The organism is Marinimicrobium sp. LS-A18 (genome assembly GCF_000463525.1).
GTDB lineage: Bacteria > Pseudomonadota > Gammaproteobacteria > Pseudomonadales > Cellvibrionaceae > Marinimicrobium > Marinimicrobium koreense.
This window is the reverse complement of record NZ_AWEP01000002.1, coordinates 101,757-114,037: the sequence shown is the minus strand read 5'-3', so window position 1 is coordinate 114,037 and position 12,281 is coordinate 101,757. Positions and strand designations below refer to the sequence as shown.

The following is a 12,281-nucleotide window of genomic DNA, read 5'->3' as shown; positions in this document are numbered from 1 at the left end:
CGCCGGGATCAGGCTTGGGCGTGGGGAACCGAGAATTCGAACCAGTCGTGGAATACCCGATCGACCCCGAAGTCTTTGAGTTGCTGCTCGTTGGCGTGAGGACGATAGGCCCAGACGGTGGCACCGGCGCCAGTGGCGGCCGTCAGACCGGGCACGCTGTCTTCGATGACGAGGCAGCGGGTGATGTCGACGCCGAGGTGTTCAGCCGCTTTCCGGTAGATGGCGGGATCGGGTTTGGCAACATCGAATTTCTGGCAGTCGATGCGTCGCTCGACCGGGAAGAAGTCTTCGAGGCCGGTGACTTTAAGCTTGAGTTGCAGTTCGAAGGTGCGCGAGTTGGTGACGACGGCGAAAGGGTGTTCGAGCCGTTCGAGGGCGTCTTTGATACCGGGCATGGTTTCGAGCTGGGTGCGCATGAGTTGCTCGGAGTGTTCGCGATTCTGGTCGAGGAAGCGTTGCATGTCGGGGATGGGTTTGCCGAGGCGTTGTTCGACCATTTTGACGCAGTCGGGCCAGCTGTGGCCGGTGAATTCCTGATGAACCTGGGCTTCGGTGTAGTTCATGCCCAGGCTTTGAATCGAGCGATGCAAGGCGCGGGTGGACAGAACTTCGGAGTCGACCAGAACGCCGTCACAATCGAATAGTACTGCTTCAAACAAAATGATTTCCTCGGTTCTCTTTCAGTAAAAATACGTTTAACCAAACCTGCGTGCGTCACGACCGGTCCGTCATGAGGAGTTCCTTTTCAAGACACGCCGTAAACCCGTCCATGGGGGCTCGACGCGCGGAGTCCCTCCGCTGACGGTCTTGAAAAGGAACTCCTCATGCCGGCCCTCTGCACATTGTAGCGAGTTTGTACTGCCGTGCTTTCCGCGGTGTGGGGTGCAGGCTTCCCAGACCGTAGAGCGGGGGACCCGCGATCCGAGCCCCCATGGATGGGTTTACGGCGTGTCTGGGAAGCCTGCACCCCACACCGCCTGCACCCACTGCTAAAAAATTACAACCAATCCTTGTGCTTGAAATACCAATAGGGTGCGATGCCCGACAGCACCATGATGACCAGGGCCCAGACGTAGCCGAATTGCCAGTCGAGCTCGGGCATCATCTCAAAGTTCATGCCGTACACGCTGGCGACCACGGTCGGGGGCAGGAAGACCACGGCGGCGATGGAGAAGGTTTTGATGATCTGGCTCTGTTCGATGTTGATGAAGCCCTGGGTGGAGTCCATCAGGAAGTTGATTTTGTCGAACAGGAAGGCGGTGTGGGACATCAGTGTGTCCACGTCTCGTTTGATTTCCCGGGCGGTTTCCTGCAGTTCGAAGTGCTCTCGCAGGTGGCGCTGCAGGAAGGAGATGGACCGCTGGGTGTCCATCAGACAGAGGCGGATTTTGCCGTTGCTGTCTTCGAGTTTGGCGAGCCGGTCGATGGCTTCTTCGAGTTCGGCGTCGTCGTCTTCCAGGACCATGTGGCTGACGTCTTCAAGTTTGCGATGGATGTCTTCGAGGACGTCGGCGAGGTTTTCGACTTTCTGCTCGAACATGGTGATCATCAGGTCCTGGGGCGAGCTGGCCTGGACCTGACCGCGCCGAGCGCGCATGCGCAGCAGGCGGAAGTCCGCGAGGTCGCCGTCGCGCAGAGTGATGAGGCGTTTGTCCTGAAGGATGAAGGCGACGGTGACAGTGCTGTGGCGGCCTTCTCCCGGAGACAGGAACAGGGAGTGGACGTGCAGGCCGGCGGCGTCCTGGAAGTAGCGGGCGGAGAATTCGATTTCTTCCACGTCGTCGGATTCGGGCAGTTCGGCCCGCAGGAAGGTGTTGAGCAGTTCGCGTTCTTCTTCGGAGGGTTCGTGAGCGTCGATCCAGACCGCATCATCCAGTGCGGTTTTGAGGTTGTTTTCATCCACGGGTTGGTCGCGCAGGGTCGCGCCCCGGATATTAAACATTCTCAGCATGGATCGTTCTCCTCGTCTCGTCCTTCGGGTGGGTCACCCGCCGTTTGCCACCCACAATAGCACAGTGATCTGAACGCTGTGTTATGCACAGTATACAACAGACGCCCATGGCCCGAATCTGCTATGGTGGTGGTTTGTGACCTATAAAACCCTAAAGATCCGTGCCCCATGAAAATTAATGAAGTCTCCGCCAATATCGATGACAAAATGCTGCGCTTGGAGCAACAGCTCGCCAATTTGCGGGCCGCTCGTCAACGGGTCGAAGGTGATGCCGGTGCGGTTGCGGTGATCGACCGGGATATTCAGGTGTTGATGGAGACCCGGGCCAAGCTGGAGCGTTCCCGGGAGCTGGTGTGGCAGGTTCACGACATCGGGAAACAAACCCGGCAACAGCATAAGCGGGATCGCTTTTACCAGAAGCTCGGTGTGGCGTTGATTGCGCTCAGCGGGCTGGCTCTGCTGGGCATTCTGCTGGTTTATCTCGCCTGGTTCTGAGGCTTACAGACGTTGAGCGGGGGGACTCCGGCGGTCTGACTGACCGCCGGAATGCAGGGCGTGCCAGAGTTACTCTTTGGCGGCAGCGCCTTCCAGCAGCGGCTTGAGCTCACCACTTTCGGACATTTCCATCACGATATCACAGCCGCCGATCAATTCACCCTTGACCCACAGCTGCGGGAAGGTCGGCCAGTTGCCGTACAGGGGCAGACCGGAGCGGATTTCGGGGTTGGCCAGCACATCGACGTAGGCAAACCGCTGACCGCAGGCCATCACCGCCTGGGAGGTGCGCTGGGAAAAACCGCACTGAGGTGCGTTGGGCGAGCCCTTCATGTAGAGAATCACCGGGTTTTCTTCGATCTGCTGCTTGATGGTTGCCTGTACTTCGTCCATAGGACTGCCTGACCTCTCTTGTGCCAATAAGGTGAACAAAATTCGTGGTTTACCCTCGCCCGGGAAAGACCTAGCAGGCGAGTCAAGTATTCGCATTCTAACGCAGCCGGCGCGCGGAAACCAGTCAGGAGGCGCCCAGTCGCTTCTTGGTCAGCCGGGTAGGCGGATGGCTGGCCGGGTCTTCCGGCCAGGGGTGTTTGGGATAGCGGCCCCGCATCTGTTTGCGCACCTCCCCATAGGCGCCCTGCCAGAATGACCCCAGATCCGCGGTAATCGCCAGCGGGCTGCCGTTGGGCGAGGCCAGGTGCAGCCGCAGTGGCACCCGCCCGTCGGCGAGTTCAAACCGGTCACAACCGAAAAATTCCTGCAGTTTGCTGCTCACTGTCGGCGTCCCGTTTTCCGGGTAGTCCACCGACACCGAGCGGCCGCTGGGCAGCGTCACTTGCAGCGGAAGCAACTGGTCCAGCGCCTGTACGGCATCGTGCCCGAGATAAAACGCCAGCGCCTCGCGCCAGGGCAACCGGTCGGGGTGAAGGCTATCGGTCACGAAGGGGGCAAACCATTGATCGAGCGTCGATAACAACGCCGACTCATCCAGCGTCGGAAGGTCCAGCACCCCCGACTCACTGGCCAGCCGGGCCCGTCGGTACAGGCCTGTGGCCGCCTCGGACCAGGGGTAGGCACTGAGCCCGCGCTCACGCAGATCCGCCACCAGTGCCTCGGCCAGCGCCTCGCCGCTGACCGGGTGCCGATCCTCGGCGGTCACCGAGCCCCCCATCCGCCAGGTGGTGTGCATCATCCAGCCCTTGCCGCGATGGCTCAGACGGGATTCACACTGACTGAGGGCGCGCCGCTGCTCGGCGTTCAACGTCAACGGCCAGCCGACGCCGCTGTGCCCTTTGCCCCGGGCCTGCACATCGGCAAATACCGCCCACTCGCTGTCCAGGGGCCGATTCGGCGCGATGCTGATGCCGCTGTTGAGCCGGTACCGGCCCGAATCCTGACGATGACCGATCCGGTCCCGAAAGGCATCGGCGAGGCAGGCCGGGTCCAGCTCGGCCCGACTTTCCACGGCGCTCAACGCCTTGAGCCAGCGCTGCGCCTGACGCTGCCAGGTGCGCTGACCGGCGCGCTGGCTCCGGGCCGCCGCCTGCCACTGATCCGACGTTTCCAGGGCGTCAAAGTGCAGGGCCAGCGCCAGCAGCAAAGCGCCTTCCGGCAAAGTCTTCTGCGCCCCGCTCTCAAGCGTCTTTTCATAAAGAGCCGTTTGCAGAAAACGGGCCAGGCGCGGATGGGTCCCCAGCGCCGCCACCTGCCGTCCGGCGTCGGTCACCCGGCCCGCTTCATCCAGTAACCGCCAAGCCTGCAACTGTTGGCGCGCCCGCTCCAACGCCAGCCCGTTGGGCGCCTCCAGCCAGGGCAACTCCTCCACGGGGGAACCCCAGTGCGCCAAGCGCAGAGCCAGAGGCACATAGTCGGTGGAGCGCACCTCCGGCGGCTCCGCCGGCGCCAACGCCTCCTCCTGGGACCAGAGCCGGATACAGTGCCCTGCCTGCACCCGCCCCGCCCGGCCGCGACGCTGCTCAGCACTGGCCTGACTGATCCGCCGGGTCTGCAGACGGCTCACGCCGGTGCCCTGCTCAAACACCGAACGGCGTACCTGCCCGGAGTCAATCACCAGGGTGACATCGGCGATGGTCAGCGAGGTTTCGGCGATATTGGTGGCGAGAATCACCCGCGGGCCACTGGCCGGATCCAACGCCGCCTGCTGCTCCTGGTCCGGTACCCGACTGTGCAGGCGAGCCAGCCGGACAGACGGCTCCCGGCGCGCGAGCGCCGAGGCGCAGTCTTCAATCGCCCGCCAGCCCGGCAAAAACACCAACACGGTCTGCGCCCGCCAATCGGCCACTTCGGACAGGGCCCGTAGCAACTGCTCATCCAGACGCTCCGCGGCCCCGCGGGTATCCCGCCGGGGCGCAAGATACTGCACCGATACCGGGAAACATCGCCCCGGGGCCGACAGCCGCTGGGCCACCTGCTGTTGCAGCGCCGGATCGGGCGTGGCCGACATCAACACCAGCGCAAGATCCTCCCGCAGCACCGCCACTTCCTGCAGCCAGGCCCAGGCCGTATCCTGATCCAGCGCCCGCTCGTGCACCTCATCCAGCATCACCGTCGCCACCCCGGCCAACTCCGGGTCGGCCAGCAGACGCTGCAGGGCAATCCCCGGCGTCATCACCACCAGCCGGGTCGACTCGGACACCTGCCGGTCAAACGGCACCTGATAACCCACCGTCTGGCCCACCGACTCCCCATACAGCGAAGCCAGCCGCCGCGCCACGCCCCGCGCCGCCAGAATGCGCGGCTGCACCAACCAGACCTGCTGCCCGTCCGGTGCCGCCTCCAGCGCCCAAAGCGGCGCCAGGGTCGATTTCCCCGCACCCGGCTCGGCTTCCAGCAGGAGCGGGCCTCGGCCGAGCGCGTTGATGAAATCGGCGTGGTAGTCGCTTAGGGGGAGGTTTGGGAGAGAGGTTGATTTCATTGGTTTTTACGGTTTAGTAGCGTCGAAGAGTGGGGCATTAATTTACCTGTCTGCGCGGATTTTGGGGGTATTTACGGCGGATGCGCGCTTTGCGCTCCGAAACGTCGGACCGATCCGCCCTACGCGACCGATGGCACGGAGGGCGCGGGCGGGGTAAACCCTTACGGGACCGTGGAGCGGGGGACCCGCGATTCGAGCCTACAGGGATGTATTCACGGCGTGTCCCGTAAGGGTTTACCCCGCTCGCGCCCGGACGCTCCGGTTACCACCGGTATTCGAGGTTCAATCCGGCACTCACCTGCCGACCGGGGGCGGGCTCGAACGAGCGGCCGTTGCCCTGATTGACGATTACCGCACCTACATACTGCTCATCGGTCAGATTCTCCAGCTTCAGCCAACACGAGGCCAACCAATCACCCCACTGATGGGCCGAATCCACACTCCAATCCCAGGTGACCGCCGAGGGCGCAAACACCGCATTGTCATCGCCGGTCGCCACCTCACCACGATAGCGGGCCACCAGCGCCGTGCCCAGGCGATCATCCTGCAGCGGCTCCCAGCGCAACTGAGTATAGAGATTGGTATCCGCAATGCCCGGCAGCTGATTGCCCGCCTCGGGCCCGGACGCATACTCCGCGTCCAAGTAACTGGCACTGAAACGCGCCCACCAGCCCGGCGCCAGAGCCAGCTCACCGAAGGCCTCCAGCCCCCAGCGCTCGGTCTCAGCGGCGTTGCGGTAGGTGGTACGGCCACCTTCGGATTGATCCACCACCAGCTCATCGTCACTGTCGATCCGGAACAGGCTCACCGTCACCCGATGCGGCGACGCCAGACCCCAGCGCAGGCCCGCCTCAATCTGCCGGTTTTCCGCCGGCGACAGCGCGGTATTCAGGCCGGAGCCCTCGTTCCGGTAGGCCATCTCGGTCAGGGTCGCGGTTTCATAGCCCCGACCGGCCCCGGCGAACGCCTCCCACTGGGTGTTCAGGCGAACGGTTGTGCCCAGGGCCAACGCGACGAAATCATCGTCCCGGCCACCGCTGTCGTCCGGATTGCCCGGGTTATCGCCATCCGCCGGCACCACAAAATAATCATCCACCGCAAAGGACAGGTCGCTGTGGCGGGCCCCGCCGGTGATTTCCCACCGATCGGTGGGCTGCCAGGTCAGCACCCCATACAGATCCCGACTGTCGACTTCACCCAGCTCGTCACGGCGTAGGGCTCCGGTTTCGCCCTGATCATTGACGTAGCCACGACGCCGATCCTCCTGGCGCTCGACACTCGCCCCCAGGGTCGCCTCCAGCGGGCGATCGAGCAGGGAAAGATTGCGGGTGTAGCTGGCCCGGAGGCCGGAAAAATCCCGGGTCAGATCAATTACCGCGCCAGAGCTGGTCACGTCGTCCCCGGCAAATGGCAGCCACTGGTCTACCTCGCGCTGGCCCTGCCAGATCGCCGCCTGCCAGCGGTGCTCACCCTCCGCCTGGCGCATCGTGACCGAACCCTGCTGATGGCGAATACGCTTGCGGGTATTGAACAGCTCCGCGCGCTCGTTGCCTGCACGGGGGTCCTCCCGCCAGCGCTCCGGCGACAGACCGAGCGGATCCTGCAAGAGGGGATCGTGGCTGGTGTCCAGGCGCACCACCGTTTCTATGCCGCTGTCGGCCTGATAATACAGCTGGGCCCCAGCCTGGCGCCGCTCGGCTTCCGCGTGGGGCCGCTCGCCATCGCTGGTAAAGCGCGAACCGTGGACCCGAGCGCCCCAGGCGCCCTCGCGCCATTCGCCGGTCACTGCCTGACGCTGCCGATCGCCCTCCCCGGCCAAAACCCGCCCGCTGAGACGGTTCTGCTCGGGCGCGGCGCTGTCAAACTGGATCACCCCGCCGGCGCCATTGCCATACAACGCCGCCAGCGGGCCGCGCAGGACCTGTACTCGATCCACTTCATCCACCGGTACGCTGGAGAGCTGCCCCTGGCCGTCCGGCGTACTCAGGGGAATACCGTCCAACTGCAGGTCAATGCCGCGCACACCGAACGCCGACCGGGCGCCAAAACCGCGCAGCGTCACCCGGGTATCCTGGGCGTAATTGGAACGGCTGTCGGCCTGCACGCCGGGCAACCCCTGTAGCAGCTCGCCACTGTCGATGCTCATCCCCGGCTGTTGGCGATCCATCGCGAGGGACGCCGCCCCGGGTAAGGCATCTCCCTCGCTCGCCTCGCCGGTCACCACCAGGGTTTCCAGCCCCTGGGCCTGAGCGCCGGCGCCAATCAGGGCGGCGATGGACAACGGAGCCGCACGGACGAGGAGCGCCGAGCGCAATGCTCGGACTGAAACAGAGGCGAAATGTCGAGCCATGAACTACCACCTTGGGGATCGTTGTCAGAATTCGGCCCCGAACCAGGGCGCGGCCATGATACCGGGTTCGGCCTCCGGCCTGTAGGCCAGAACCATACACAAAACGGCCATGAGTACGGCCAGGCAACGCGAATGGATGCCATTTGCCAACGCCGTAAAATGGCTATAGTATTGCTTTTTTGCCATTTACGGGTTCATGCCGTCCGCCCTTACAGGCCACACACGGCGAGCTCAAGGCCGACTCGGAGCGTTCCGAACCCCCTGTTTGATCCCCGCCTTATCGAGATCTGGCTGCCTGTTCACGACAACGGGCTTTTGGCGGTTTTATTGATTCTGTTTTCCGGCTCTCTGGAGCGGATGGCTGTGGAGTAAACCATGGACACATTGATGAACACTTACGGTACTCGCACTCTGACCCTGGTTCGGGGCGAGGGCAGCCGTGTGTGGGACGATCAGGGCAATAGTTATATCGACGCCATCAGTGGCATCGCCGTCTGCGGGCTGGGCCACTCCCACCCGGCAGTGACCCGCGCCCTGTGCGATCAGGCTGGCACCCTGCTGCACGTCTCTAACCTGTACAACATTCCGCCCCAGCGTCAACTGGCGGACCTGTTGTGCGAGCAGACCGGTATGGAGCGGGTGTTTTTCTCCAACTCCGGGGCGGAAGCCAACGAAGCGGCGATCAAGCTCGCGCGCAAGTACGGCGCTGCTCAGGGCGTTGAGCGCCCGGCCATTCTGGTGATGGAAAACAGCTTTCACGGCCGGACCCTGGCAACACTCAGCGCCACTGGCAACAAAAAGGCGCAAGAGGGATTCGCTCCCCTGGTAGAAGGTTTCATTCGGGTGCCCTACAACGACCCGGAAGCCGTGCGCGCCGCTGCCGCTCAACACGCCAACATCGTCGCCATTCTGGTGGAACCGGTGCAGGGTGAAGGGGGTGTGCGGGTGCCCGCGCCGGGCTACCTGAACCAGTTGCGGGAAATCTGCGATCAGAATCAGTGGCTGCTGATGCTGGACGAAATTCAGACTGGCAATGGTCGTACCGGTCGCTACTTTGCTTTTCAACACAACGGCATTCAGCCGGATGTGCTGACCACGGCCAAGGGCCTGGGCAATGGTGTCCCCATTGGCGCCTGCCTGGCGCGCGGACAGGCGGCCGAGATATTTCAACCGGGCAGCCACGGCTCCACCTTTGGTGGCAATCCACTCGCCTGCCGGGCCGGCATTGCCGTGGTGGAAACCCTGCTAAACGAGGGGCTCATCGCCCGTGCCGCCCAGATGGGCGACTGGCTGCTGGAGCAGTTCCGCGAGCGCCTGAAGGACGATGCCAAGGTGGTGGACATTCGCGGTAAAGGGCTGATGATCGGCCTGGAACTCGATCGCCCCTGCGCCGAACTGGTGGCACAGGCCCGCGAGCGCGAGCTGCTGATCAACGTCACCGCCGGCAATACCTTGCGTCTGCTGCCGCCCTTTATTCTGACGGAAGCGGAAGCCGAGCAGTTGGTCACCGGTGTGGTGGAATTGATTCGCGCCTTTTAATTCACAGGCCGGGAACCGGCCCCAAGCAATACAACGAGTTGCCGTTATGGCCCAACCAAGACACTTTCTGACCCTGATGGATCTCGAGCCCGCCGAACTGAATGCGGTGCTGGATCGCGCCATTGAACTCAAGGCCATTCAGGCCCGGGGCGAATCCGAAGAGCTGTTCAAGAACAAGGTGCTGGGGATGATTTTTGAAAAATCCTCCACCCGTACCCGCGTTTCATTTGAAGCCGGCATGGCGCAGATGGGCGGCCACGCCCTGTTCCTCTCGCCCCGCGATACCCAACTGGGCCGCGGCGAGCCGATCGAGGACTCCGCCCGGGTGCTGTCGCGCATGGTGGATATCGTGATGATCCGCACGTTCGAGCACGCCAATGTGGAGCGCTTCGCGGAATACTCAAAGGTGCCGGTGATCAACGCCCTGACCGATGATTTCCACCCCTGCCAATTGCTGGCGGACATGCAGACCTTCCTCGAACACCGCGGCCCCATCCAGGGCAAGACAGTGGCCTGGGTGGGCGATGGCAACAACATGTGTCAGTCCTACATCAACGCCGCCCAGCAGTGGGACTTCGAGCTGCGTATTGCCTGTCCGGAAGGCTTCGAGCCCCGCCAAGACCTGCTCGATGCCGCGCGCGATCGGGTGAGCATTTTCCGCACGCCGGAAGAAGCGGTGAAAGACAGCGATCTGGTGGTCACCGACACCTGGGCCTCCATGGGCCAGGAGGATGAGAAAAAACTGCGGGAACAGGCCTTCGCCGGCTATCAGGTCGATGCCGAGCTGATGAGTCACGCCCACGACCGCGCCCTGTTCATGCACTGTCTGCCCGCCTATCGCGGCAAGGAAATCAGCGCCGAGCTGCTGGACTCTCCGGAATCGGTGGTCTGGGAAGAGGCCGAGAATCGCCTGCACGCCCAGAAGGCCCTGATCGAATTCCTGTTCAACCACTCACGGTAACTTATGTCGGCACTGCTGGAACTCGACAACATCGGTTGTGGCTACGACGGCGAACGGGTCGTCGAAGATCTGTCACTGTCGTTAACCGAAGGCGACATCTGTTGCCTGCTCGGCCCCAGCGGTTGCGGTAAAACCACCGTACTGCGCGCCATCGCCGGGTTTCTGCAACCCTCGGCGGGTCGCATTGAGCTGGCTGGACAGTTGCTGGCCTCGGCCGAGCAGTCCGTGGCGCCGGAGCAACGCCGGGTGGGGATGGTGTTTCAGGATTACGCCCTCTTCCCGCACCTGAACGTACGGGACAATCTGACCTTTGGTCTGAAAGACCAGAGCGCCCGGGAGAAGGCCCGGATCTGTGACGAGCTGTTGCAGCTGGTCAAGCTCGAGGACCTGGGCCACCGCTATCCCCACGAGCTTTCCGGCGGGCAACAACAGCGCATCGCCCTGGCCCGTGCCCTGGCGCCCGAGCCCAAACTGCTGCTGATGGACGAGCCCTTCTCCAGTCTGGATGTGGAACTGCGCCGGGCCCTGGCACTCGAGGTGCGGGCCATTCTGAAAGAGCGCGGCATCACCGCCATCATGGTCACCCACGACCAGTCCGAAGCCTTTGCCATGGCGGATCGGATCGGCGTATTGAATGCCGGACAGTTACAACAGTGGGATACGCCGTTCAATCTCTACCATGAACCCGCCACGCGCTTTGTCGCCAACTTTGTCGGGCAGGGCGTGTTTCTCGCGGGTTACCTGCTGGACCGGCATACGGTGCGCACGGAACTGGGCGATATCGAAGGCAACCGATGTTACGAGTGGCTGGAAAATACACCGGTGGATATTCTGCTGCGCCCGGACGATGTCATTCACGATGACAGCAGTGATAAGCGCGCCGAAGTGGTCGCCAAGGTATTTGCCGGCACCGCCACGCTGTATACGTTACAGCTGCCCACCGGCAGCCGCATTCAGTCCGCTTTTCCCAGTCACCATGATTACGCCATCGGCGATCATGTGGGCATTCGTATTGAAGCGGATCATCTGATTGTCTTCCGGCGGGAAGAGCAAGCGGTGGGCGGGAGTCATTACGGTTTAGAGACCACCGAGTCCTAGGTCACGCATGTCATACCTTAGACCTTGGGTTACGGCGGATGCGCGCTTCGCGCTTATCCGCCCTACGCATACCTCCGCAGTCAGCGTAGGGCGGATAAGCGCGAAGCGCGCATCCGCCGTTACCCAACTTTCCGTCACAACAACAACTCGGATTTGATCACCGTAACCGCCGACCCCACCAGCGTCATCCTATCGCCTTTTAGCTCGCAATCCACATCGCCGCCGCGTTTGGAAATCTGTCGGGCAGCCAGAGTGTTTTTGGACAATCTTTTGGCCCAATAGGGAGCGAGCTGGCAGTGTGCCGATCCGGTCACTGGGTCTTCGGCGATTCCTACCGACGGAGCAAAAAAGCGGCTGACAAAGTCTTTGGTGTCCCCCGGCGCGGTAGCCATGATGCCCCGGCAGTCGAGCTTTTTCAGCTCGGACAGATCCGGTTCTAAGGCTCGCACTTGAGCCTCAGTTTCCAGTACTGCCAGATAATCTACTCTCTTTTCCACGGCAACCGGCGTGATTCCCAACCCCCTCACCAGCTCATCAGGACAGTCGCAGGGCTGGGTAGGTTGCGCGGGGAAATCCATGGCCAACCGGTCACCCCTTCGCTCAACCACCAGGTCGCCGCTGCGGGTGCTGAAGCGGATACTTGGGTGTGGGTAGTTCATATGTTCGAACAGGACGTGGGCGGAAGCCAGCGTAGCGTGACCACAGAGGTCGACTTCGGCCTCGGGAGTAAACCAGCGCAGCCCAAAGCCATCGTCTTCGGGCACAAAGAAGGCGGTTTCCGAGAGGTTGTTTTCGTTGGCGATGGTCTGCATCAGGGCGTCGTCGAGCCATTGTTCCAGAGGCACGACGGCGGCGGGATTGCCTTCGAAGGGACGCTGGGTAAAGGCATCTACTTGGTATTGGGTTAGATTCATAAGCGCCCTATTAACCTTGCGATCGTTTGTTGCGTCAT

General features: G+C 62.6%; 10 protein-coding genes. 4 read left to right on the top strand and 6 right to left on the bottom strand.

The genetic code is table 11. The annotated features are described in order from the left end of the window. Nucleotides 1-8 precede the first annotated feature (8 nt). Nucleotides 9-659, bottom strand: coding sequence for an HAD family phosphatase (locus N645_RS0100550; protein WP_024459558.1), 651 nt, complete (start codon nt 657-659; stop codon nt 9-11). Between the two features lie 338 nt (nt 660-997). Then, nucleotides 998-1,951: a magnesium/cobalt transporter CorA gene (gene corA / locus N645_RS0100545; protein WP_024459557.1), complete on the bottom strand. Its 954-nt coding sequence runs from the start codon at nt 1,949-1,951 to the stop codon at nt 998-1,000. Nucleotides 1,952-2,119: 168 nt separating this feature from the next. On the opposite strand from corA, the gene N645_RS0100540 reads away from it, so the two are divergent. Beyond that, a complete protein-coding gene (locus N645_RS0100540; RefSeq protein ID WP_024459556.1) occupies nt 2,120-2,446 on the top strand; it encodes a hypothetical protein in 327 nt (108 codons plus the stop codon). 69 nt (nt 2,447-2,515) lie between these two features. Here N645_RS0100540 and grxD read toward each other — a convergent pair whose 3' ends face one another. From grxD to N645_RS0100525, 3 genes are all read right to left on the bottom strand, one after another. Continuing rightward, nucleotides 2,516-2,839: a Grx4 family monothiol glutaredoxin gene (gene grxD / locus N645_RS0100535; protein WP_024459555.1), complete on the bottom strand. Its 324-nt coding sequence runs from the start codon at nt 2,837-2,839 to the stop codon at nt 2,516-2,518. Between the two features lie 124 nt (nt 2,840-2,963). Further along, nucleotides 2,964-5,381: an ATP-dependent helicase HrpB gene (hrpB, locus tag N645_RS0100530; RefSeq protein ID WP_024459554.1), complete on the bottom strand. Its 2,418-nt coding sequence runs from the start codon at nt 5,379-5,381 to the stop codon at nt 2,964-2,966. 262 nt (nt 5,382-5,643) lie between these two features. Further along, nucleotides 5,644-7,731, bottom strand: a complete 2,088-nt coding sequence (locus N645_RS0100525; RefSeq protein WP_081665761.1) for a TonB-dependent receptor domain-containing protein — start codon at nt 7,729-7,731, stop codon at nt 5,644-5,646. A 375-nt stretch (nt 7,732-8,106) separates the two neighbouring features. Here N645_RS0100525 and N645_RS0100515 point away from each other — a divergent pair, with 375 nt between their 5' ends. From N645_RS0100515 to N645_RS0100505, 3 genes are read left to right on the top strand one after another with little or no spacing between them, the layout of a single operon-like run. Next, complete coding sequence (locus tag N645_RS0100515; RefSeq protein ID WP_024459552.1) at nt 8,107-9,270, top strand: aspartate aminotransferase family protein; 1,164 nt, start codon at nt 8,107-8,109, stop codon at nt 9,268-9,270. Nucleotides 9,271-9,316: 46 nt separating this feature from the next. After that, nucleotides 9,317-10,231, top strand: coding sequence for an ornithine carbamoyltransferase (gene argF, locus N645_RS0100510; protein WP_024459551.1), 915 nt, complete (start codon nt 9,317-9,319; stop codon nt 10,229-10,231). A gap of 3 nt (nt 10,232-10,234) precedes the next feature. Next, nucleotides 10,235-11,329: an ABC transporter ATP-binding protein gene (locus N645_RS0100505; protein WP_024459550.1), complete on the top strand. Its 1,095-nt coding sequence runs from the start codon at nt 10,235-10,237 to the stop codon at nt 11,327-11,329. A 134-nt stretch (nt 11,330-11,463) separates the two neighbouring features. Here the strand turns inward: N645_RS0100505 and N645_RS0100500 are convergent, their stop codons facing one another. Beyond that, nucleotides 11,464-12,243, bottom strand: coding sequence for a PhzF family phenazine biosynthesis protein (locus tag N645_RS0100500; protein ID WP_024459549.1), 780 nt, complete (start codon nt 12,241-12,243; stop codon nt 11,464-11,466). Between the last annotated feature and the right edge of the window lie 38 nt (nt 12,244-12,281).